This window comes from Thermococcus sp. AM4 (genome assembly GCF_000151205.2).
In the GTDB taxonomy this organism is placed as follows: domain Archaea; phylum Methanobacteriota_B; class Thermococci; order Thermococcales; family Thermococcaceae; genus Thermococcus.
This window is the reverse complement of the sequence record NC_016051.1, coordinates 1,495,179-1,516,656: the sequence shown is the minus strand read 5'-3', so window position 1 is coordinate 1,516,656 and position 21,478 is coordinate 1,495,179. Positions and strand designations below refer to the sequence as shown.

Here is a 21,478-nt window from a genome sequence, read left to right as displayed (position 1 = left end):
AGTTTTCGAAGCTAGAATGAGGAGTTGCATAGTCATGCAACAGCCAAACCCTTATATCCTTCCCCTCTCTTCTCTTCCCGGTGGTAGAATGAGGGCTGTGATAATAGGCTCGGGCATCGGCGGACTCTTAACCGCTTCATTTCTCGCCAAAAACGGCTATGATGTTACAGTTCTCGAAAAGTCCCCGAGAATCGGCGGCAGGTTCGCCAACCTTCCCTACAGGGGCTTCGGCCTCTCCACCGGTGCCTTCCACATGCTCCCGCACGGCGAGGACGGGCCTCTGGCACATCTCCTAAAACTGCTTGGCGCAAAAGTCCAGATAGTCAACTCTAACCCGAAGGGTATGATTTTCTACGAGGGCAGGACCTTCCACTACCGCGAGGGCTGGAAGTATTTGAGCTTCACCGAGAAGGCCAAGGCGACGAAGTTGCTCATCGACGTGAAGAGGAACAAACTCCCAGAGGGAGAAGAGGCCGAGATGAGCGGGCGCGAGTGGATTCGAGAGAAGATAGGCGACAACGAGTTCGTTGATCTCTTCATCAGGAGCTTCCTCGGCTGGGCCGACAGCGTCTTGGACGTCCCGGCCGGAGAGCTGGCGAGGGAAATCAAGGCGGCACTTAGGTGGGGCGGTCCGGGACTTATCAAGGGCGGTTGCAGTGCAGTAACCGATGAACTCGCAAGGATAACCCGGGCCAACGGTGGAAGAGTCCTCACTCGGAAGAAGGTTGTCGGGATAGACCCGGATGAGAAAAAAGTCGTCACAGCCGATGGTGAGGAGTTCGCCTACGATATTCTTGTATCCAACGTTGGAATCAAAGAAACTGTTGAGCTGATAGGTCGGGACAACTTCGACAGCGATTACCTTAAGCGCGTTGACTCCCTCAAGCCGAGCGAGGGGATAAAGTACAACGTCGCCCTGAAGGGGAAGCCGAGGATAGGCAACACCGTCGTGTTTACCCTCGACACCGAGAGGATAAACGGCTACAACGAGCCCTCCTCGCTCAGCCCCGAGCTTGCCAGGGAAGGCTACACCCTGATAATGCTCCACCACGCTTTGCAGAGTAAAAACGTCAAGGCCGAGCGGAGAAAGGGCATCGAGGACATTTACAGACTCCTCCCGAACCTCGATAGCGAGGGCGAAATCCTGCTGGTACAGACGTACCTCGACGGAAATCCGGTGAACAGGGTTGCCAGCGGTCAGGTTGTGGAGGACTTTCCGGTAAAAGATGTCTACGTCGTCGGCGACGCCTACAAACCCCCCGGCGGGATAGAGGTCGAAGGAATAGCCCTGGGTGTGATGAGGACGCTTGAGAGGCTCGGTTTTGGGAGCTTTTCGGAATGGTACCTCTGAGCTACCCCCTTTCACCCAGCTCTTCTTTACCTTTGACAACTTATTTTTCCAGCTCTCGAACCTTTTTCCAGTGAACACCAGTGGCTTCTAACGAACGTTTTTATGCCCAAGTACGAAACCTTTCATCCCGGAGGTGATGCTCATGAAGAGAGTCGTCATAGCCCTCGGCGGTAACGCGATCCTCCAGCGAGGTCAAAAGGGCACTTACGAGGAGCAGATGGAGAACGTGAGGAAAACCGCCAGGCAGATAGCGGACATAATCGAGAGGGGTTACGAGGTCGTTATAACCCACGGAAACGGCCCGCAGGTCGGTGCTTTACTCCTCCACATGGACGTAGGCCAGCAAGTTTATGGAATTCCCGCACAGCCAATGGACGTTGCAGGAGCGATGACGCAGGGGCAGATCGGCTACATGATACAGCAGGCCCTAATCAACGAACTCCGCGCGCGCGGGATTGAGAAGCCAGTCGCGACGATAGTGACCCAGACGCTTGTGGATAAAAACGACCCTGCCTTCCAGAACCCGAGCAAGCCCGTTGGGCCCTTCTACGACGAGGAGACGGCCAAAAAACTCGCGAGGGAGAAGGGCTGGGTCGTCGTTGAGGACTCCGGTAGGGGCTGGAGAAGGGTGGTGCCGAGCCCTGACCCCAAGGGGCACGTCGAGGCCCCCGTAATCCAGGATCTCGTCGAGAAGGGCTTCATAGTCATCGCGAGCGGCGGCGGTGGCGTTCCGGTCGTCGAGGAGGACGGAAGGCTGAAGGGCGTTGAGGCGGTTATAGACAAGGATTTGGCCGGTGAGAGGCTTGCCGAGGAGGTTGAGGCGGATATCTTCATGATTCTTACCGACGTCAACGGCGCGGCAATAAACTTCGGAAAGCCGGACGAGAGGTGGCTCGGAAAGGTTACGGTTGAGGAGCTGAAGAAATACTACGCGGAAGGCCACTTCAAGAAGGGAAGCATGGGGCCGAAGGTTTTAGCCGTTATCAGGTTCGTCGAGTGGGGAGGTGAGAGGGGGATCATAGCCTCGCTCGATAAAGCGGTGGAGGCCCTTGAGGGGAAGACCGGGACGCAGGTTCTGCCCTGATCTATATTTTCTATCGTTAGCTATTTAGCCTATATGGCTGTCTATATTCTACTGCGGCAAGGTATTTATTTTCTCTTCCTCAGCTTCCCCCGGTGGGGGACATGGATCCATGGTTGCTCGTCACGATCGTCGTCGGTTTCGCGATGGCCTGGGCGATTGGTGCCAACGATGCCGCGAACTCCATGAGCACCGCCGTTGGGGCGGGCGCGATAACGGCAAAGCAGGCCGTTTTGATAGCTGGAGTTCTTGAGTTCACCGGTGCTTATTTCTTCGGGAAGAGCGTTACGGAGACGATACGCAAGGGCATTATCTACCCGGACAGGATAACGGACCCGAACGTTCTCATCTACGGTTCGGTTGCGGCCCTGCTCGCCGCGACCGTATGGCTGATAATCGCGACCAAGTTCGGCCTTCCGGTTTCAACGACCCATTCGATAATCGGCGGTATAGTCGGCTACGGAATCGTCTACGCGGGGCTTTCCATCGTCAACTGGGGCAAGATGACGCAGGTTGTGCTCAGCTGGATACTCTCCCCGATCGTCGGTGCGGTCATGGCCTACCTCGTGTTCAAGGCTCTGACGAGGAGCATCTTTCAGGCAGAGGATCCAGTTAGGAACTCGCGTATCTGGTCTCCCTTCTGGATCGGGCTGGCCTTCGTGGTCATCGGCACGATGTTCTACCTCAAGGTCCTCCACGGGAAGGACCTCGCGACCGGGGTTGTGAAATACGGCCTTCCAGCCGGTTTTGCAGTTTTTCTGATCCTCTACGCGGTTCTGCGGGTGAGGTTCCCGAGCAGCGATCCATTCATCGGCGTGGAGAGCGTCTTCAAAAGGGTTCAGGTTTTAACATCAGGCTACGTGGCTTTGGCTCACGGTGCGAACGACGTTGCCAACGCCATAGGGCCAGTTGCGGCCGTTTACGCGGTGGCTTCGATGGGACTGAGCGGCATGAAGGTTCCAGTGCCCAGGTGGATTCTGGCCATGGGAGGCCTTGGCATAGCGGTTGGGGTTGCCACCTACGGCTACCGCGTTATGGAGACAGTCGGTAAGAGGATAACGGAGCTGACGAACACTCGCGGCTTTACGATCGACTTCTCGGCCGCAACAGTGGTTCTCGTTGCCAGCTGGCTGGGCCTTCCGATTTCGACCACTCACACCGTCGTCGGGGCGGTCATAGGGATAGGGCTTGCGAGGGGAGTAAAGGCAATAAACAAGGACATCGTGCGTGACATAGTAATTTCGTGGTTCGTGACCGTTCCCGTTGCGGCGGTTATAAGCGCCCTCATCTTCGAGGTTTTGATGCTCGCGGGGTGATCGTATGCAGGTGTGGACGAAGCTCTTCGCGAAGAGCCCCTTCAAACCCCTCATAAAGCACGCGGAAGTGGTCATCGAGACCGTTGAAACCCTTGAGAGGGCCCTCCAGGCGTGGCGTGCCGGAAACTACGGGGAGATGGAGAGGCTCGCGGTTGAGGTCGACCGGCTCGAGGACGTGGCCGACAGGATAAAGGAGGAGATAAGGGACTCGCTCAGTTCGAGGCTCATGATGGCCGTTGCCAGGGAGGACGTGCTCATATACCTCCACATGCAGGACAAGGTTGCCGACGCCGCCGAGGACACCGCCAAGTGGCTGCTCGTGAAGAGACCGGGGGATATACCGGAGGAGATCAAGGACGTGATACTCAGGATGGGGCAGGAGAGCATCAAGGCCGCGAAGCTCGTTTACGAGGCCATAGTCCAGATGGACCGGGTCATAGAGAGCGGCTTTGCCGAGAAGGAGATCGAGAGGGAGTACGGGCTCATCAGGGAGATCGAGGGGGTTGAGAAGAACATAGACGGCCTTGACACCGAGCTGATGAGGCTCGTCTTCAGAAACGAGGACAGGCTGACGTGGGGCGACGGAACCTACATTCTCAACATCGCGAGAACGCTCAGCAACATCTCGGACAAGGCCAAAGACGCCGCCGAGAGGATAAGGCTGATGATGAACAAGTGAGCGCGGAAGAAGAGAAGAACGAAATCAGATCGCTATCATCGTCGAGGTCATCTGGATTTCCGGCATGCGCCTTATCTTTTCCGTTATGAACTGGTCAAGGTCCTTGAGCGTGTCGGTCTCGACCTTAACAACGAGGTCGTACTCGCCGTAAACAACGTAGGCCTCTTTAACCTCTGGCATGGCGAGAAGCTTCTCCATAACCTCCCTTTCCTTTCCAGCGGCCGTAACCATCAAAATAAAAGCCGTCACCATGGGCTATCACCAAAACTATTTTATTGGAGGGGGTATTTAAGGTTATCGAGGGCCATGTTCGACCACCTGATACCCGAGCGCATAAGGGATAACCTCTTCCGGGAGCTTTCGGGGCTTGGAATCGAGGCCCTCCAGCCGTACTCCAAGGGCACGACCAGCGTCGTTTTTCTCGGGAGGCTCGGGGAAAAGAGGGTAATCGTCAAGCTCCAGAGGCCGGATTCACCCAGGGACAACTTCTCGAGGGAAGCTGGAATACTCGAGGCCATAGCACCCTTCGGGGTTTCACCCCCGCTCATCACACGGGGCAGGATAGAGAATCTGAGCTACATCGTTCGAGAGTTCGCTGAGGGGGAGCCGATCCTTTACGCCGAGGTCGAGAAGAGGCACCTCTTCCAGATAGCGGAGAAAACTGCCTTACTTGACAGGCTTTACCTCGATCACGGCCAGATCCAGGGGGGCAAGCACATCATAATCGGCGATCGCGTTTACATCATCGACTTCGAGAAGGCCAACTGGAGGAAGCCCAACAACCTGACCTCGGCGATGGCAATGCTCTTCATAGGGAAGAACGCGATATCCAGGAGGCTTTATGAGAGGTTCAACCTCGACGAGAGCTTTCGAGAGGCTATGAAAAGCGCCCTTAGACTCTACAAGAGGGAGGGGAAGCTCTCAGCCGTGCTGGACGTTCTGGCCACCCTTTGAGCGTCTCATCCTGTCGTGGAGAGCCGCTATGACCGGCACGACTATCGCGAGCGTTATTAAGCCAGCCCTTGGATCCCAGAAGTAGTCGAAGCCCAGTATGACCGCTATGGCTATTCCGATCATCACGAAGAGGTCCCTGTCGTAGAGCCTCGACTTCGCGAGGATGTTCTGCTCCCTCGCTATGTAGGCGAGATAAACGGGAATTCCCATCGCCGCGAAGACAACCCCCCAGTACGTCCTCAGCGCGAGCGAGAGCAGCAGTCCCGTGCTGAATATCACCGCAACGGCCGTTGTTTCCTTCATCGCCCTCACCTTCCAGCGTTATCGGCGGGCTCTTTTTAAAGGTTCCCATGTCCATTGATGTTCATCGGGGTTAAGCTTATATACCTCGGCGCTTATCATAACACGGTGATAGCGTTATGAGCGGTATCGAATGGAACGAGAAGACCTTTTCTCGGTTCGCCTACGTGAACGACCCGAGGATCGAAGGCTCGAAAGTAGCCTACACCCTGACCAAGGTGAACATGAAGGACAACAGGTACGAGAGCACTGTAGTCGTTGAGGACCTTGAGACCGGCTCAAAGCGCTTCATCGAGAACGCCTCCATGCCGAGACTCTCGCCGGACGGCAGAAAGCTCGCCTTCACGAGGCCCAACGAGGAGAAGAAGGAAACAGAGGTCTGGGTTGCCGAGCTTGAGACTCTCTCGGCTAAGAAGGTTCTCTCGGCCAAGAACATTCGCTCCCTCCAGTGGAACGACGACTCAAGGAGGCTTCTGGTGGTCGGCTTCAAGAGGCACGACGATGACGACTTCGTCTTCGACGACGACGTTCCCTTCTGGTTCGACAGTATGGGCTTCCTCGACGGCGAGAAGACGACCTTCTGGGTCCTCGACACCGAGGCCGAAGAGGTTATAGAAGAGTTCGAGAAGCCCCGCTTTAGCTCCGGCCTCTGGCACGGGGATGGAATACTCATCAACGTCCCGCACCGCGAGGACGGCAAGCCGGCCCTCTTCAAGTTCTACGACATCTACCTCTGGAAGGACGGAAACGAGGAGAAGCTCTTCGAGCGCGTTTCCCTCAGGGCCGTTGATTCCGACGGAAAAGCTATCCTCCTGAGCGGCAAGAGGGAAAAGAAGTTCATGAGCGAGCACGACTGGCTTTACATCTACGACGGCGAGCTCAAGCCCGTCTACGAGGGCCCGCTCGACGTCTGGGGTGCGAAGCTAACGGAAGGCAAGGTCTACTTCCTGACGCCAGACGCTGGCAGCGTTCACCTCTGGCTCTGGGACGGTAAAGCTGAGAGGGTCGTCGTTGGCGACCACTGGATTTACGGCTTGGATGCCAGCAACGGAAAGGCACTGCTCCTCATAATGACGGCAACGAGGATAGGCGAGCTCTACCTCTACGACGGCGAGCTCAAGCAGGTCACCGACTACAACGGGCCAATATTCAGGAAGCTCAAGACTTTCGAGCCGAGGCACTTCAGGTTCGGGAGCAAGGACCTTGAGATAGACGGCTGGTACCTCAAACCGGAGCTCAAGGAGGACGAGAAGGCCCCTGTGATAGTCTCCGTCCACGGCGGGCCGAAGGGAATGTACGGCCACCGCTTCGTCTACGAGATGCAGCTGATGGCGAACAAGGGCTACTACGTTGTCTACGTCAACCCGCGCGGCAGCGACGGCTACAGCGAAGACTTCGCGCTCCGCGTCCTCCAGAGAACCGGCCTGGAGGACTTCGAGGACATAATGGCAGGAATAGAGGAGTTCTTCAAGCTCGAGCCTCAGGCCGACAGGGAGAGGGTTGGCATAACGGGAATAAGCTACGGCGGATTCATGACCAACTGGGCGCTAACGCAGAGCGACCTCTTCAAGGCCGGAATCAGCGAGAACGGCATAAGCTACTGGCTGACAAGTTATGCCTTCTCGGACATCGGCCTCTGGTTCGACGTCGAGGTCATCGGCCCGAACCCACTCGAAAACGAGAACTACCGGAAGCTCAGCCCGCTGTTCTACGCGAAGAACGTGAAGGCCCCGATACTGCTTATACACTCGCTCGAGGACTACCGCTGTCCGCTCGACCAGAGCCTGATGTTCTACAACGTGCTCAAGGACCTCGGCAAGGAGGCCTACATAGCTGTCTTCAAGAGGGGCCCGCACGGCCACAGCATCCGCGGAAGCCCGAAGCACCGCTCGAAGCGCTACAAGCTCTTCATCGAGTTCTTCGAGAGGAAGCTTAGAAAGTACGAGGAGGGCTTCGACGTCGAGAAGATACTGAAGTCCGGGAAGGAGTGATCCCCTTTTCTCAACTTTCTTCAGAAAGAGCTATATACCGCTTCTCGGAACTGGGTAGAGGTGAATCTCCATGAGGGCAAAGTTTGCTTTAGCCCTGCTCCTGATAGGCCTGGTCGTGATCTCCGCCGGCTGTATCGGGGGCGGCTCCAAAGAGGGCACTCCAACGAGCTCATCGACCAGCTCTCAGGCCCAGACAACGAGCACTTCCTCCGCCCCGACAACTACAACAACCACAACGACGTCTCAGCAGACCACAACCACAACCTCAACGCCCTCCGTTCCGAGGGTACCGATAGGTGAAATAGGAAACTACGTCGGAAAGAACGTCAGCGTTGAGGGCCTTCTCCTCGGCCTCTCCTACGACTCAGCGAACCACGTCTACGTTATATCGATCGGCGAAAACGGGGCAAAGGTAAACGTCACGGCGAAGCGTGAGCTCCTGTCCGTTCTCAACCCGCTCGAGGTCGGCGTTGGCTCAAAGATCCTCGTTACCGGCGAGGTGAAGTCCCGGGAGCAGCTCTCGGCCGGTGAAATCGAGGTCGTGGAGAAGAAGGCCCCAACGATCAGCAAGATCAAGGACCTCTCCGCCGGCATGCTCGGGAAGATCGTCGTCATCGAGGGCAACATCGTCAGCACGAAGAAGATAGGCTCAAACCTCAAGCTGACCGTCACCGACGGAACCGGTGAGATAGCCATCTTCATTCCGGGATCCGTTGTCAAGGAGCTCTCAAACGAGACCCTCTCCGGCCTGAAGGAGGGCCTCGGCGTTAAGATAGGCGGCTACATCGACGAGTACAAGGGGACACTTGAGGTTATCCCGTACGTTCCAGAGGGAATAGTTGCCTACGGAAAGCCCCTCGAGATAGAGACGACAACCACAACGACAACAACCTCTCAGCAGACCACGACGACCACCCAGACTGAAGTCCAGTGGGTTACGGTTTCCGGCCTCTCCTCGGCCAGCGGCACGGTTCAGCTCAACGCCACCTGGGTCAGGCTCTACTACTCCAAGCCGAACTACCTCATTGAAGTTTCCGACGACACCGGGAAGGCGAACCTCACGGCGGAGAGGGAGCTCCTCCCGAACCCTGTAAAGGCCGGAACGGGAAGCGTGCTCCACCTGGTAGTCGATGCCTCCTCGATGAAGGTTCTCAACCTCACCGTCGTCAGCCCGCAGCCGTCGCCGCTCCTCAGCACGGCCAACGTTACCACAGAACTCCTCGGAAAGACCGTCGTCGTTCAGGGAACCGTTTCGGACTTCAAGACCCTCGGCGCGAACCTTAAGTTCCTCGTCGTTGACGGCAGCGGCAACATAACCGTCTTCGTGCCTTCCTCAGTCGCTTCCAAGCTGCCGGAGGACGTGAAGTCAAAGCTCCAGAACGGGGTCACCGTTGAGATCGGCGGCTACGTTACGGAGTACAAGGGCACGATAGAGATCATACCCTACTCCGTCGAGGGCATCGAGATACTGACCTGACCCTTTCATTTTTTCGCTGGTCAGGGTTATACACGAAACTGTTAAAAGCCCGGCCCTTCTACTCCCTTGCTACGTCCCGAAATCCCGAAAGTTGGGGGGTGTTAGCGTGACCTCAAACGGCTCAAATGGAAATCCCGACTCCAGAAAGGAGGAAAAGAAGCTTTACTATCACGGACTCAAGGAGCAGAAGAAGATCGACGTCTCGAAGCTGAAGTACGTTTCCCTCGTCATAGCTGTCCTCGGCGTCGCCCTGATCCTCATAGCGGCCCAGGGCGCCCAGGCTCCGATGGCGAAGATAAGCGACGTCTACGGCAACTACCTGATGAACTACGCCGTCGTTAGGGTGGAAGGAAACGTTGTGAGCGTTCCCTACGTATCCGAAACCGGCGGCAAGCTGAGCGTTACCTTCTCCGTCAACGATGGCACGGGCTCGATCGACATCAGGGTTTATTCCCCGCTGGCGGAAAAGCTCATCGAGGAGGGGAAGGTTCCCTTCCCCGGCGACAGGATCGAGGCGGAAATCCAGCTCCGCGTGAGGGAGACCTACACCTACGGAATGCTCCAGTATCTGGATGGGCTTAAGTTCATAAGCAAAGCCTACTCCAGCAATCCGCCCAAGGTAACGACCCTCACCGAGAAGATGGCCAACGAGTACGTCTACACCGAGGGCCTCGTTACGTCCCTCAACAACGTCAGCAGCGGGATCCTGATGGAGGTTGACACGGGCTCGGGCAAAGTTACCGTTCTCATCCCCAAGGTTCTCCTCGTCGTTGGAAAGGCCCCCGAGGTTGCCCTCGGCGATCAGGTCAAGGCAGCGGGAGTGGTTTACCTCTACAAGGGCAGCTCGCCCGAGATCGTCGTGAGGGATCTTAAGGACTTCAGGGTGATGGGAGCCCAGCAGGTTCCGCAGGTTTCGCTGAACGAGCTCAAGGACCACGTCGGGGAGACCGTTTCGGTCGAGGCCACGCTCGAGAAGATAACCTACAAGTCCGGGCAATACCTCGTCACCGTCAGCGACGGAGGCGTTTCGGCCGTTCTGTACACCTCAAGGGACGTGCTGGCCGAGATAAACCCGTTCCAGGCCGGTTCAGGATCGAGGATCAAGGCCATTGGCCTCGTTGGCGACAACGGCACGCTCAAGGTCTCGAAGTTCGAGGTTATCAACCCGGTCAGGCCCGAGCTGAGCAAGATCAAGGACCTCTCCGCCGACATGCTCGGAAGGATAGTGGTTGTGGAGGGCAACGTGGTGAGCACTGCCAACGTTGGCTCGAACCTCAAGCTCGTCATCAGCGATGGAACAGGCGAGATAGCCGTCTTCATTCCGGGATCCGTTGTCAAGGAGCTCGACGAGAACGTGAAGGGCCAGCTCAAGGCCGGACTCGGCGTCAAGGTCGCCGGCTACCTCGACGAGTACAGGGGAACGCTCGAGGTCATACCCTACACCCCTGACGCCATAGTCGCCTACGGAAAGCCAATCGGCGGAACGACCGAAACTACGACCCCCAACCAGGGCCAGGGCGGAAACGGAACGATAACACTCTCCGAACTCTCCTCTGCAAGCGGCACCGTTAAGCTGAAGGTGAAGTGGGAGGCCGTTTACTACTCCAAGCCGAACTACCTCATTGAGGTCTCCGACGACACCGGAAAGGCGAACCTCACGGTTCCGCGCGACATGATACCCAACCCGCTCAAGGCCGGAACTGGAAGCGAGCTCGAGATAACCTACAACGCCGACGATTCCAAGGTCGTTTCGATTGACGTCGTCAAGGCCGTTGCCTCACCCCTGGTCGAGACCGGGAAGGTTTCCAAGGACATGCTCGGAAAGACCGTCGTCGTTCAGGGAACGGTTAAGAGCGTCTACACGGGGAGTTTCTTCGTCAAGCTCACGATAGACGACGGAAGCGGCGAGCTCGTCGTCTTCATTCCAAAGAGCGTTCTTGGCGACAAGACCTTCAGCGAGGGGGACACCGTGAAGATCGGCGGCTACGTTACGGAGTATAGGGGAACCTTTGAGGTCGTTCCATACAGGGGAGACGCGGTGATCAAGGAGTGAGGTGATGCCCATGGTTCCCCTCTCCGAGATCCTGGTCTGGTCGCTCGCCGGGGTGCTCTTTGGGGCGGTCATCTCCTGGATCCCCGGCTTTCACATCTTCAACATCATGGCCCTACTCGTTGCGGTCTTCGGCGTCGGCGAGCTGATGCCGGTTCAGGCCTTTCCGTTCTTCGCGATCGGCGCGATAGTCGCCTACGCCTACGTGAGCGCGATATCGAGCGTCTACTTCAGCGTCGCCGACGAGAGCGCGGTCTTCCTCCTCTTCCCAACCCAGCGCTACCTGCTTCTCGGCAGGGGACACGAGGCCGTGCTGCTATACCTAATTGGCGCGGTTGCCGGGACGCTGATACTCGTGCTCAGCGCCCTCTTCATCTTCCCCAAGGTCCTCCCGCCGATCTACCAGGCGACCAGCCCCTACATAACCTACTTCCTCACCGCCATAGTGGTCTTCATGTTCATGAGCGAGTGGCCCAAGGAGGGCGACCGCGGTAAAACGCCCCTCCAGAGACTCTGGTTAGCTTGGAGGCAGATACTCGGCGGAATGCTGGTGTTCTTCCTCTCGGGCGTCCTCGGCTTCGCGGTCATGAACACCAATCTGCTTCCCTCAACCAGCGCCTACACCCGCTTAACGCCGATGTTCATAGGCTTCTTCGGAATGTCGTGGGTTCTCCTCAACATCCTCTCCAACCCGCCGATGCTCCCGCAGAAGGTCGACGACAAGGTCGAGAGCAGCGTTTACAACACCCTCAAGGCGAGCTTTGGAGGGGCCTTAGGAGGCACGATAGCGGCCGTTTACCCGATAATCACTGGAGGTATGGGGGCTCTCATAGCGGGCCACATAACCAGCCAGCGCGGTGATGACGCCTTCATCATCAGCCAGGGCGTCAACAGGGTGATCTACTACGTTGGCGCCTTCACGCTCCTCTTCCTGCCGAACCTCAGGCTGACGAGGGGGGCGGCGGCGTGGCTGGTGAGCTCGGTCTACACGCCGAAGAGCTACGCCGAGTACCTCGCGGCCATAGGCGTCATCCTGCTCAGCGCGGGGATAAGCTTCGTGTTCACCTACTACCTCTCCAGGCTCATAGCTAAGAGCTTCACGGTGGTCCACATCAGAAAGCTCTCCTACGTCGTTGCGGTGGTTCTCATAGTGATCTCCTACGTCCTCACCGGCCCGATGGGTGTGCTTGTCCTCTTCGTCTCGACTGCCATAGGCATGATGGCGGCTGCCTTCAACACGAGGAGGAGCTACTGCCTCGGCGGCCTCGTCCTGCCCGTGCTGATAAGCATGACCGGGCACACCGGCGAGTTCATGCATCTCCTTGGTCTGGGGTGATGCGGAATGAGGGGCTTTACCCACTACATCTCTGGTCTCGCCGCTGCGACCTTCTTCCCCTCGCTGGTGTCCGACCTCAGGATGGGGATCCTGCTCCCGGTAATAGCGGCTGCCGCCGCCTACTTCCCGGACTTCGTCGATTTCAAGTTCGGGAAGTTCTTCGCCAGGAGGGACTACGAGATCGATCCCGCTCCCTGGGACGAGAAGAAGCACTACGCTCCGAAGCTCGTGAAGATAAAGGAGCTGAGCGAGAAGAACCGCTACCAGTTCTTCGCCATCGAGGGAAAGGTCGAGGAGATACTGACGAGGGGTTCCGGAACCGTTACCTACACAATCCTCGACGAGAACGGCGAGCAGAGGACCGTTGAGGAGGAGTACAACAGCATCGTCTTCGTCCTCAACGACGGAACCGGAAGGATAACCGTCGAGGCCGTTGGGGACGACTACAAGTTCTTCGAGGAGGAGTTCGGTCAGATCGAGGAGGGCAAGGAGATCCTCGTCTTCGGCTACGTTGACGTGGACGAGGTCGATAACGAGCTCCGCTTCGTCGTCAGCGACGCCCCTCACCCACAGGGCATAGCCGAGACAATAGCCAGAGCAATAGAGGAGGCCTACCACGGGGGCGAGAGGATAGTCAAGATCCACAACATCCGCCTTCCGGGGGACGTTTACAGGCAGTTCTTCGTTCATCTCGATCCGCCGAAGAGGGAAGTTCGCGTTGAGATGGGGCCGATAGTAACGCCCGGTGGCGTGGCGATAACGGACAAGCCGCCCGAGTACAGGCGCTACGGAATAGCGAAGGTGAACGTTCCCTTCATCAAGACCTATCCGAAGCCAACCCGCGTGGATTCCTTCTCCGGCCCGGAGATAGCCTTCAGGAGGGCAAAGTTCAACGGTAAAACGGTCGTCAAGGACCGTTTCCTGCCCTGGCACCACGGCTTCAGCCACTCGCTCACGATGGGCATCATAATAGGTGCAGTTGTCTACGCGATATTCAAGTTACTTGGCTACAACCACGCCACTGACTTGGCTTTGGCCTCGATGATCGGCCAGTGGCTGCACGTCTTCGAGGACCAGCTCGGCTTCATGGGGAGCAATCTGCTGCCTCCGATCACAAAGGACGTCATTCCGGGCTTCAAGCTCGGCGAGAGCGGCAGCGGCTTGACGAACTTCTCCACAGCCTGGCTGATGATAGCCTTCATGATCTGGAACTTCAACCGCTTCACCGAACCGAGGCCGATCCCGATAGGCGATGCAAAGCTCCTCCTGCTCCTGATATGGCCCTCGATAATAGGCTTTGGCATAGCGATAGCGAAGAGCTTCAAGCTGAGGAAGGAGATAGCCCAGCTCATGGACTACTACACGAACCTCGAAGCCTTTGAGGAGCTGGAGGAGGTCGGAGGGATTTAGTTCTTCCCTCCTTTGTTTTCCGGCTTTCTCGCAACGACTCCAAGCGCCTCTTCGACCCTTTTAACGCCGACGAAGCCCGCCCTCCTCAACCGCTCCATGACACCCTTCTGGAGGTCCTTTCTGCGGTATTTCTTCCCTGGATTGCCGACGTAATGGAAGAGCCTCCCTCCGGGCTTTAGAACCCTGAAAAGCTCGCGGTAGAACTCCTCCGAGTAGAGCTGGCCGGCTAAGGAAAAGCGCGGCGGATCGTGGATTACGACATCGAAGCTCTCGTCCTTAAAGCGCTTCACGACCTCGAAGGCGTCGCCGTGGATCACCTGGATTCTACCGCCCGTGAAGAGCTCCCTGCTCCAGGGGTTTATCCTGGCAAGCTCGATGACGTTTTTGTCCTTCTCGATCGTTATTACGTAGGCCCCCCTCTTCGAGGCCTCTATTGCCGTGTAGCCGAGCCCCATGCAGGTGTCTAAGACCGTCTCGCCCTCCTTCGGCTTAACCGCGTTCACCTTGTTCCTCGTGTCCTGGAGCGGGTTTACCCCCTTCGTCCTGTGCATCCTGATGCCGTTTATCTCAATCGTCGGCGGAATCGTCGGCACGAGCTTGTAGAAGTGCTCTCCGGCGATGGCCGCCTTGTAGACACCTTTCCTGATGAAGTAGACGTTCTCCGCGTCCCTCGCGATCCTCTCTATGATCTCTCTGGAAACCCTCGTTCCGTCGGGGAAGACGAACTCGTCCCCTTCCCTCTTCACCTCCCACGTTCTGCCGGTCTTTCGCAGATCGAGGTTTACCCTGACCGAGTTCCTGGAGGTCAGCAGGAGTCTCGCCTCCCTGGAGGTCAGGTAGTAGATCTCCTCCATTTCCGCACCCCTGGACCGTAGATGGCAAAGGTTTAATACGTTGCCGCCCAACTATTCAGTGATGAACATGCCCTTCGCCGACAGGATCTCGACCGGGATCTCGGGACTGGACGAGCTCATAGAGGGTGGCCTAATCCCGGGTAAGGTGTACCTCATAACCGGCCCTCCCGGCAGCGGGAAGACGACGATGGGCATGCACTTCCTCATAGACGGCGCTAAGAGGAACGAAAAGGTTGCCTACGTTTCCCTCGTGCAGGATCCCAACGAGGCAGTGAAGGACATGATACGCTTCGATCCATCGGTCCAGGTTTACGCCGGTACGAAAAGGCTCCTGCTCTTTGACCTGGGCCCCGTTCTCTGGAGGGAATCGGCGCACGTTCCTACCTGGAGAAGCGTCCTTCTGCGGATAAGGGAGATAGCGGAGGACGAGCGGATTTCACGCCTTGTCATCGATCCGCTCACGGCCATAGAGTTCTCGATGGAGAACCCTGCCGAGAAGAAGGCCGAGCTCGCCCGCTTCGTCCGCGGTCTCGAGGATCTTGGCGTTACCACCTACCTCATAGCCGAGATGACCGACCTCAACCGCTATACCGAGGAGCACTACCTCGTCAGCGGCGTCATAATGCTCCACTACTTCCTGCTCGAGAAGAAGATGGTCAGGGCCGTTCAGATCCTGAAAATGAGAAGGACGAAGCACGAGACCGGCCTTTTCCTGATGGAGTTCACCCAGAGGGGCCTTGTCGTTCAGCGGAGGAGCCCCTTTGAGGCGGTTTAGCCCTTCAGCTTTTCGAATCCTCCGTCGCGGAACGCTATGACCCCTTCGGCGGTCTCCTCGAGGAGCCCCCTGAGTTCCGGGGGTGCAACGTCCCTGTTGATGAGGTAGACTGCCGAGTACGGGGCGGTGAGTTCCGCCGCGGCCCTGTTGGCTATCGTCAGGATGATCCTCGCCGGATCCCTGTGGAACCTCGGAATCCTCTCCATCCCGAAGTAGAGGACGACCTTTGGGGATTCGCCCTTCAGTATTCCGTCGAGCTTTCTTAGAAAGACCGCGGGTTCGTTGTAGACGTCAAGCGTCGCTATTGTCTTCCCCCACTCGACCCTTCCCCCGATCTTCACGACCCGGGGCTGTTCTTCAACGTCCCATTCCATGGCCTCAAGGTGCTTTCCAACGACCATTCCCGTGTCCGCAACGTCCACAACGAGAACGTTCCCCGCCCTGAGGTCGTCGATGGCAGAACCGAGAACCAGCTCCGGATGGTCTTTGGAGCCGTACTCCACCAGCAGAAGTCCGCTCTCGATCTGGAGCAGGCTGAAGGGCGTCTTGGTGACCCTGGCCTCTCCGCTCAGCTCGAGGACGTAGTGCTTCTCGCCCTCAAGGTTCTTCAGCACGTACTCGTTTGCAACCGCCCTGTTTATGAAGAGGAAGGTGTACTTGCCCCCCGGCGCTATGAGGGGCCTCTCGATGATCTCGAAGTACATCTCGACCTTTCTCAGATCGTTCTGAAACGGCAGTATGAACTTCTCCATGCCGAGAACTATTATCGCCTTTGGCCTTTCGTCCGCCTCAAAGAAGGGCCTGACCGTTTTCGAGTACTGAACCTGATGGTAGGTGAACTCGCTGGGTTCGGAGGGTATGAAGACCTCCCCGATGACGTTTCCCAGCTTTATCCTTCCGCCTTCCTTGACCACCGTCAGCTTTTCAACGGGCAGGTGAAGACCGCGCCGCTTCAGATGCTCGTTGAACGTGTGTAGAGTATCGAGAACGTCCACAACCAGAACCGGAACGTCCCGCTCAAGGAAGTGCTCCACGATCCTGTGGAAAGCCATCTCCGGCGACGAGGTGGGCTCGTACTCAATGAGGGCTATCTCCCCGGTTTTCATCTCCCCGAGCAGCTCGTCTATCATCTCCACACCTCACCCCACTACTTCTTCAAAAACCCTCTTAAAGTTCCCGTACGCTATCGCCTCCACCTCCCTCTCGCTCAGCCTCTCTCCGAGCAGCTCAAGAAGGCGCGGTATTCCCGCTTCGTTTTCGAGGCCTTTGACGACCTTTCCGCTCCAGCCCTCGAGGTAGTAGATGAAGTCGAAACCGAGCCCAACGCTCCTGTGGCCTATGAGATCGACCATGTAGAGGATGTGCTCGACGTACCTCTCTACCGTTGGGTTGCTCTCGTCCACGAAGCCCGGAATGGCAACCGCCCCGACGACCCCGTTTCTCTCAGCTATTGCCTTCAGCTGCTCGTCGGTCAGGTTCCTCGGGTTGTCGCACAGTTTTCTCGCGTTTGAGTGCGACGCTATCACCGGGAAGGAGGTCAGCTCAAGGGCGTCCCAGAAGCCGGCCTCGTTTATGTGGCTCAGATCGAGCAGAATGCCCAGTTCCTCCGCCTTTCCAACGACCTCCGCTCCGAAGTTCGTTAGCCCGCCGTTGGTCCGCTCAAAGACTCCATCGCCTATCTGGTTCCTGAGGCTCCACGTGAGGGTCAGAACCCTGAGCCCGAGGCTGTGGAAGACCTCCAGAACGTCGAGGCTCTCTATCGGCTCTCCCCCCTCCATTCCGAGCCACAGAGCGGCCCTTCCTTCCTTTATGGCGTTCTCCATGCCCTCGACAGAGGTTACCATTTCGAGCCTTGAGCTCTCGGCAACGTCTTTTTTGAGCCTCATAACGGCCTCGAGACCGTAGCGCAGGGCAATGGGCCTCTTGTCCACGGGCGTCCAGACGGACATAACCCTGGCCTTCACGTAATCACCGAAGAACTCCTCAAAGCGGGACTCGAGGATCCCGGTCTTGCCCTTCCCCCTCTCCCTCCAGACGAGGGTGGGGAGGTCCGAGTGGGCGTCGAAAACCCATATCATATCTCCCACCTGCTCTCCTCCTCAATCCTAGCTATCTCCTCGAGGAGCCTTGCCTTCAGCATGGAGTTCCCTATGAGCTTGGCAACCTCCCTTGCCTCGGGAAAGTCCTTTCTCTCGGCCAGCTTAAGCGAGATGGCCGCGAGGGCATCGTCCCTCTTCTCCGGATCCTTGATGTCCACGGCAAAGCGGAGGGCCTTCTCAAGCTCCCCCATGCCGCTCAGTATCGCGGCCGCCCTCTGGACGTTGGTTTCCGAGAGGCCTATCCTCTCGAAGAGCTTGAAGGCCCCCTCGAGCACGTCGAGGTACTCGGGAACGCCTATCTGCTTCAGCCAGCTCGCCATCTCGAGCATCGCTATGAACCTCTCCTGAGGATCTTTGTAGAGCTTCTCCATGAGCTTGAGGGCGTAGTGGTACCTGCCCTCCAGCAGGGCCGCCCTGACCTCGGGCGGGCCATGATAGTAGAGTGTTTTAGCCATCTTCAGCTTCTTCTCCACGTCCGCGGCCCTGTGGCTTATCCTGAGCTTGTCGAAGATGTCGTAGGCCATCTCGTAGAACCTTATGGCCTCTCGCGAGTCGAGGCTGTCGCCGGCGCTCTCGATGAGGCCGGCTATCTCTGTTATTACGTCGAGCTTCGTCCGGTAGTCCATCTCGGCGGAGATGACCGCGTCAAAGGCCTCGTTGAAGGTTTCAATGGCCTCCTCCGTCAGGCCTGTGAGGGCCAGGTTCTGGGCCAGAACGGCCATCGCTATTGCCCTCTCTCCCTCGTCCCTTATCCTCGCTATCTCCTCGGCCGCCCTGTCGAAGAACTCCGTTGACTCGTCTCCGTTTCCTATGGCCGCGTGGAAGCGGGCGAGTTTTGAGTAGATGTAGGCCCTGTCCCCGGGGTCTTTGATCTTCTTGAGGGCCCTTTCTATCTCCTCGAGGAGAAGGGGGACCATGTCCTTCCGCTCGTCCTTCGCCCTGAATGCCACTTCCAGAAGCGCGTCGGCCCGCTCAAAGGGGTCCTCTATCTCCCCGGCGGCCCTCACGGCCTCCTCAAAGAGGCCCTTAGAAGCGAGCACGAGTATATCATCGTACGAACTCATACTCATCACTATTGTCTTGTTTACCCCACAACAGTTTATAAGGGTTCTCGGGAATTCACGATGGTGGTGCGATGCTGACGCTCGCGCTCTACAACACCTACGATGCCAGGAAACTCCACGAGGCTCACCTCAGGGCCATAGCGAGGGCAGGTCCGATAGCTTATGCCTTCGGCTTCCACCTGGCCCTCGTCGGTTTTCCGCTCGAAGGAAAACCCATAGAGGTCGCCGAGGAGGTTTCTTCCCACACCACGATCGGTGAGGGGGGAACCTACCTTCTCGAACTCGCCAGGAGAAACCGCTTCCACCTCCTCGACTTTCCGAGGAAGGGCTTCCCCCCTCAGTTTGGAACCGTCGTGGCGACCACAAGAAAACCCGAGGAAGAAAAGGAGATCTCACCGCTCGAACTTGCCGAGAGGGCCTTCAGGGGCGAGAGCTTTATCCTGCTCGTCGGCCTCGGCAGGCACGGTCTTCCGGGGGAAATCTTTAAGTTGGCACGTCATCATATGGACATAACGGGTGAGAGAATAAGCCTCGAAACCTGCACCGCGATAGGTGCAATCCCCGCGAGGATAAGAACGCTCATGGAGGCGCTGAAATGGATGAGGGCTGGAAAAAGGACGTAGCGTGGTTTTTCATTGCGATTCTCATAGTGGCCGGCATAAACTACGGCCTCAAGATCGTTATGCACACTGATTCCCCCCTCGTCATCGTCATAAGCGGCTCTATGGAGCCGGTCTTCTACAGGGGAGACGTCGTTCTCCTCCGTTCGGTCCCGCCGAGTGACATTCACGTGGGGGACGTCATCGTGTACAACGCCCCCATGTACAGCTACCCGATAATCCACAGGGTTAGGGAGATCAAGACCGTCGACCTCGGCGGGAAGGTCGAGAGGTGCTTCGTCACCTGGGGCGACAACAATCCTGTCCCGGATTGGGGCGAGTACAGGCTCTATCCAACGCCCTACGGTGGAGTCCCGTGCGTTCCGGCTTATGCCGTCGATGCAAAGGCCGTGATGGTCTTTCCGAAGATAGGCCTGATCCCCCTCTGGATAAGGGAGCACCTTTAGCGGGATGATGTGAGGGTAGGTAGCTGAGCTGTGATGAGCTAATCGGCCCCTGACCAACAGCCCTTTCTGACGAAAGCGCTGGCGGAAGGAGGGCGTGCAACTAGACTTCCCTTTCTTTTTTGGGATTATTTTCGACCGGCACTTTCACAGTGTTTCACTCTTCTCAAGGCGTCCGAAGGACGCCAGAATAAATGTGAAACTGTTCAAGAGCTGGTTTTGTTGTTAAATCCCCTCTTCAAGGGGGAGTTTTAGAGTGCACGCTTTAGCCTTCCCCTTCAATATTACTTTTGGTGAAGCTTTTTCCAAAAGCTTCCTGTACTCTCAAACCCCCGAGTGGGGCTTCGCCCCACAACCCCGTTTTCTTCCAAACCTCCGGGGGGCTAACGCCCCCACACCCCCAAGAAATCTGCCTAACAAATTCTCAATAAAATCTGCCGCAAGGAGCTACAAACTTTTGGTGGAGCTTTTTCTAAAAGCTTCCCGACTCTCAAACCTCGGGTGCGGGACTTCGCCCTACGTTAAGAAACTTTGCCCGGCAAAGTTTCATCAAAGTCGGTATGCCCCTTGAATGGCTTGTTCTCGGGAGAGTTTACTTCCAAACTTGCCAGTTTTAAGCGTGTTTTCTCCCGTTAGCGCCCTCCGGGCGCCTTTTTAAGTTAAACACCCTCTAAGAGATATTGTGAGTGTAAATCTAAATCCATTGACAGTTTAATCACGCATGCAACTTTTCTTTTGCATCTATATAGTTTAGTTAAACCATTTTGGTCAAGCTTTGCGAAAGCAAAGGTTGCTCAGTGGTGACCGCTCTCATCACCCCTCAGGAGGGCTTGGGCGTCATCATCGCTGGGCTTAAAAACTCACCGAACTTTTTAACCCTGGTGGTGGCCATGCGCTTCATCCCGCTCATCGTTGCCAGACCGGAGGTTCAGATGGCGATAGACGAGGCGATAATGCTGGCAAGGATTGAGGGAAGGGTTCCCGACACGGTAAGGCTCTACGCCTTCTCGCCGAGTTCCGTAACGATAGGTCGCTTCCAGAGCGTGAGGCATGATGTAAACCTCGACGAAGCTAAAAGGCTCGGCATTCCCGTCGTGCGCAGGATAACCGGCGGAGGAAGCGTCTTCCACGACGAGTTCGGCGAGATAACCTACTCGGTCGTCGTCGGCGAGAACTTTCATCCGGCTTTGAAGAACGTTGAGACGAGCTACCGCTATCTGGCGGGCCCACTCGTCGATGCCTTAAACGACCTCGGGCTTAAAGCAGGATTCTCAGGCCTAAACGATATCGTCGCCAACGGGAAGAAGATAAGCGGCTCCGCTCAGACGAGGAGGAAGGGAGTAATCCTTCAGCACGGCACGTTCATGTATGCGACGCGCGTTGAAATCCTCGGAAAAGTCCTGAGAGTCTCCAAGGCGAAGCTCGCTGACAAGGGCGTCTCGAGCATCTGGGAGCGCGTTACGACCCTGGAGCGCGAGGGAATAAAGCTGAACCGCTGGGAGGCCTACGAGCTGTTGAGGGAGAGCTTTTTCAACGCCTTCGAACTTGAAGAGGGCGAGCTGACCGATTACGAACTTGAGCTTGCCGAGGAGCTCATTGAGAAGCGCTACGGTAATCCAGAGTGGAACGAGATGAGGTGAACACCCCATCACTAGTGACGGGCCGTCACTTTTAAAGG

Annotated in this window: 20 protein-coding genes; 14 read left to right on the top strand and 6 right to left on the bottom strand. The window is 57.1% G+C overall.

Annotated features, from left to right (window positions below; all coding sequences use genetic code 11):
- The first annotated feature begins 88 nt into the window (after nt 1-88).
- The 4 genes from TAM4_RS08365 to TAM4_RS08350 all read left to right on the top strand — a co-directional run bounded on the left by TAM4_RS08365 (nt 89) and on the right by TAM4_RS08350 (nt 4,427).
- Nucleotides 89-1,351, top strand: a complete 1,263-nt coding sequence (locus TAM4_RS08365; protein ID WP_014122807.1) for an NAD(P)/FAD-dependent oxidoreductase — start codon at nt 89-91, stop codon at nt 1,349-1,351.
- Between the two features lie 142 nt (nt 1,352-1,493).
- On the top strand, nt 1,494-2,435 hold the full coding sequence (arcC, locus tag TAM4_RS08360) for a carbamate kinase (protein ID WP_014122806.1): 942 nt from the start codon (nt 1,494-1,496) through the stop codon (nt 2,433-2,435).
- 101 nt (nt 2,436-2,536) lie between these two features.
- Nucleotides 2,537-3,748 (top strand): inorganic phosphate transporter, encoded by a 1,212-nt coding sequence (locus TAM4_RS08355; protein WP_014122805.1) that lies wholly within the window; start codon nt 2,537-2,539, stop codon nt 3,746-3,748.
- A gap of 4 nt (nt 3,749-3,752) precedes the next feature.
- A complete protein-coding gene (locus tag TAM4_RS08350) occupies nt 3,753-4,427 on the top strand; it encodes a TIGR00153 family protein (protein ID WP_048150394.1) in 675 nt (224 codons plus the stop codon).
- A gap of 24 nt (nt 4,428-4,451) precedes the next feature.
- On the opposite strand, the gene TAM4_RS08345 is transcribed toward TAM4_RS08350, so the two are convergent.
- A complete protein-coding gene (locus TAM4_RS08345) occupies nt 4,452-4,679 on the bottom strand; it encodes an Lrp/AsnC family transcriptional regulator (protein ID WP_014122803.1) in 228 nt (75 codons plus the stop codon).
- A 54-nt stretch (nt 4,680-4,733) separates the two neighbouring features.
- Between TAM4_RS08345 and TAM4_RS08340 the strand changes: the two genes are divergently transcribed.
- A complete protein-coding gene (locus tag TAM4_RS08340) occupies nt 4,734-5,381 on the top strand; it encodes a serine/threonine protein kinase (RefSeq protein WP_014122802.1) in 648 nt (215 codons plus the stop codon).
- Here the strand turns inward: TAM4_RS08340 and TAM4_RS08335 are convergent.
- Nucleotides 5,349-5,684 (bottom strand): hypothetical protein, encoded by a 336-nt coding sequence (locus tag TAM4_RS08335; RefSeq protein WP_014122801.1) that lies wholly within the window; start codon nt 5,682-5,684, stop codon nt 5,349-5,351. The two genes, TAM4_RS08340 and TAM4_RS08335, sit on opposite strands and share 33 nt — an antisense overlap.
- A gap of 116 nt (nt 5,685-5,800) precedes the next feature.
- Between TAM4_RS08335 and TAM4_RS08330 the strand changes: the two genes are divergently transcribed.
- The 5 genes from TAM4_RS08330 (at nt 5,801) to TAM4_RS08310 (ending at nt 13,945) form a co-directional block, all read left to right on the top strand.
- Nucleotides 5,801-7,672, top strand: coding sequence for a S9 family peptidase (locus TAM4_RS08330; protein WP_014122800.1), 1,872 nt, complete (start codon nt 5,801-5,803; stop codon nt 7,670-7,672).
- A gap of 70 nt (nt 7,673-7,742) precedes the next feature.
- The gene (locus TAM4_RS08325; protein ID WP_014122799.1) at nt 7,743-9,149 is read left to right on the top strand and encodes an OB-fold nucleic acid binding domain-containing protein; all 1,407 of its coding nucleotides are present in this window, start codon (nt 7,743-7,745) and stop codon (nt 9,147-9,149) included.
- A 106-nt stretch (nt 9,150-9,255) separates the two neighbouring features.
- Nucleotides 9,256-11,202, top strand: coding sequence for a DNA-binding protein (locus TAM4_RS08320; protein WP_014122798.1), 1,947 nt, complete (start codon nt 9,256-9,258; stop codon nt 11,200-11,202).
- A 10-nt stretch (nt 11,203-11,212) separates the two neighbouring features.
- Nucleotides 11,213-12,535, top strand: coding sequence for a tripartite tricarboxylate transporter permease (locus TAM4_RS08315; protein ID WP_014122797.1), 1,323 nt, complete (start codon nt 11,213-11,215; stop codon nt 12,533-12,535).
- 6 nt (nt 12,536-12,541) lie between these two features.
- Nucleotides 12,542-13,945: a metal-dependent hydrolase gene (locus TAM4_RS08310; protein WP_014122796.1), complete on the top strand. Its 1,404-nt coding sequence runs from the start codon at nt 12,542-12,544 to the stop codon at nt 13,943-13,945.
- Here TAM4_RS08310 and TAM4_RS08305 read toward each other — a convergent pair.
- A complete protein-coding gene (locus TAM4_RS08305) occupies nt 13,942-14,799 on the bottom strand; it encodes a methyltransferase domain-containing protein (protein ID WP_014122795.1) in 858 nt (285 codons plus the stop codon). The two genes, TAM4_RS08310 and TAM4_RS08305, sit on opposite strands and share 4 nt — an antisense overlap.
- A gap of 67 nt (nt 14,800-14,866) precedes the next feature.
- Here TAM4_RS08305 and TAM4_RS08300 point away from each other — a divergent pair, with 67 nt between their 5' ends.
- A complete protein-coding gene (locus TAM4_RS08300) occupies nt 14,867-15,574 on the top strand; it encodes an RAD55 family ATPase (RefSeq protein ID WP_014122794.1) in 708 nt (235 codons plus the stop codon).
- Here TAM4_RS08300 and TAM4_RS08295 read toward each other — a convergent pair.
- The 3 genes from TAM4_RS08295 to TAM4_RS08285 are packed head-to-tail and all read right to left on the bottom strand — an operon-like array spanning nt 15,571 to nt 18,743.
- On the bottom strand, nt 15,571-16,704 hold the full coding sequence (locus TAM4_RS08295) for a DUF257 family protein (protein WP_014122793.1): 1,134 nt from the start codon (nt 16,702-16,704) through the stop codon (nt 15,571-15,573). The two genes, TAM4_RS08300 and TAM4_RS08295, sit on opposite strands and share 4 nt — an antisense overlap.
- 9 nt (nt 16,705-16,713) lie before the next feature.
- Nucleotides 16,714-17,652 (bottom strand): dipeptidase, encoded by a 939-nt coding sequence (locus tag TAM4_RS08290; protein ID WP_014122792.1) that lies wholly within the window; start codon nt 17,650-17,652, stop codon nt 16,714-16,716.
- Nucleotides 17,649-18,743 (bottom strand): tetratricopeptide repeat protein, encoded by a 1,095-nt coding sequence (locus TAM4_RS08285; protein WP_237702075.1) that lies wholly within the window; start codon nt 18,741-18,743, stop codon nt 17,649-17,651. The genes TAM4_RS08290 and TAM4_RS08285 overlap by 4 nt, the downstream gene beginning before the upstream one ends.
- A gap of 65 nt (nt 18,744-18,808) precedes the next feature.
- On the opposite strand from TAM4_RS08285, the gene TAM4_RS08280 reads away from it, so the two are divergent.
- The 3 genes from TAM4_RS08280 (at nt 18,809) to TAM4_RS08270 (ending at nt 21,440) form a co-directional block, all read left to right on the top strand.
- The gene (locus TAM4_RS08280) at nt 18,809-19,360 is read left to right on the top strand and encodes a DUF531 domain-containing protein (protein ID WP_014122790.1); all 552 of its coding nucleotides are present in this window, start codon (nt 18,809-18,811) and stop codon (nt 19,358-19,360) included.
- Nucleotides 19,333-19,803, top strand: a complete 471-nt coding sequence (locus TAM4_RS08275) for a signal peptidase I (RefSeq protein ID WP_014122789.1) — start codon at nt 19,333-19,335, stop codon at nt 19,801-19,803. Before TAM4_RS08280 ends, TAM4_RS08275 begins: the two co-directional genes overlap by 28 nt.
- A gap of 887 nt (nt 19,804-20,690) precedes the next feature.
- The gene (locus TAM4_RS08270; protein ID WP_048150390.1) at nt 20,691-21,440 is read left to right on the top strand and encodes a biotin/lipoate A/B protein ligase family protein; all 750 of its coding nucleotides are present in this window, start codon (nt 20,691-20,693) and stop codon (nt 21,438-21,440) included.
- Nucleotides 21,441-21,478: the final 38 nt, after the last annotated feature.

Excerpts from the sequence above, each read along its gene's own strand:
- TAM4_RS08345 (WP_014122803.1), bottom strand. The coding sequence starts at position 4,679 with ATGGTGACGGCTTTTATTTTGATGGTTACGGCCGCTGGAAAGGAAAGG.
- TAM4_RS08280 (WP_014122790.1), top strand. The coding sequence starts at position 18,809 with ATGCTGACGCTCGCGCTCTACAACACCTACGATGCCAGGAAACTCCAC.
- TAM4_RS08355 (WP_014122805.1), top strand. The coding sequence starts at position 2,537 with ATGGATCCATGGTTGCTCGTCACGATCGTCGTCGGTTTCGCGATGGCC.
- TAM4_RS08270 (WP_048150390.1), top strand. The coding sequence starts at position 20,691 with ATGCGCTTCATCCCGCTCATCGTTGCCAGACCGGAGGTTCAGATGGCG.
- TAM4_RS08285 (WP_237702075.1), bottom strand. The coding sequence starts at position 18,743 with ATGAGTATGAGTTCGTACGATGATATACTCGTGCTCGCTTCTAAGGGC.
- TAM4_RS08330 (WP_014122800.1), top strand. The coding sequence starts at position 5,801 with ATGAGCGGTATCGAATGGAACGAGAAGACCTTTTCTCGGTTCGCCTAC.
- TAM4_RS08315 (WP_014122797.1), top strand. The coding sequence starts at position 11,213 with ATGGTTCCCCTCTCCGAGATCCTGGTCTGGTCGCTCGCCGGGGTGCTC.
- TAM4_RS08295 (WP_014122793.1), bottom strand. The coding sequence starts at position 16,704 with ATGATAGACGAGCTGCTCGGGGAGATGAAAACCGGGGAGATAGCCCTC.
- TAM4_RS08350 (WP_048150394.1), top strand. The coding sequence starts at position 3,753 with ATGCAGGTGTGGACGAAGCTCTTCGCGAAGAGCCCCTTCAAACCCCTC.
- TAM4_RS08305 (WP_014122795.1), bottom strand. The coding sequence starts at position 14,799 with ATGGAGGAGATCTACTACCTGACCTCCAGGGAGGCGAGACTCCTGCTG.
- TAM4_RS08300 (WP_014122794.1), top strand. The coding sequence starts at position 14,867 with ATGCCCTTCGCCGACAGGATCTCGACCGGGATCTCGGGACTGGACGAG.
- TAM4_RS08310 (WP_014122796.1), top strand. The coding sequence starts at position 12,542 with ATGAGGGGCTTTACCCACTACATCTCTGGTCTCGCCGCTGCGACCTTC.
- TAM4_RS08340 (WP_014122802.1), top strand. The coding sequence starts at position 4,734 with ATGTTCGACCACCTGATACCCGAGCGCATAAGGGATAACCTCTTCCGG.
- TAM4_RS08365 (WP_014122807.1), top strand. The coding sequence starts at position 89 with ATGAGGGCTGTGATAATAGGCTCGGGCATCGGCGGACTCTTAACCGCT.
- TAM4_RS08275 (WP_014122789.1), top strand. The coding sequence starts at position 19,333 with ATGGATGAGGGCTGGAAAAAGGACGTAGCGTGGTTTTTCATTGCGATT.
- TAM4_RS08335 (WP_014122801.1), bottom strand. The coding sequence starts at position 5,684 with ATGAAGGAAACAACGGCCGTTGCGGTGATATTCAGCACGGGACTGCTG.
- arcC (WP_014122806.1), top strand. The coding sequence starts at position 1,494 with ATGAAGAGAGTCGTCATAGCCCTCGGCGGTAACGCGATCCTCCAGCGA.
- TAM4_RS08290 (WP_014122792.1), bottom strand. The coding sequence starts at position 17,652 with ATGATATGGGTTTTCGACGCCCACTCGGACCTCCCCACCCTCGTCTGG.
- TAM4_RS08325 (WP_014122799.1), top strand. The coding sequence starts at position 7,743 with ATGAGGGCAAAGTTTGCTTTAGCCCTGCTCCTGATAGGCCTGGTCGTG.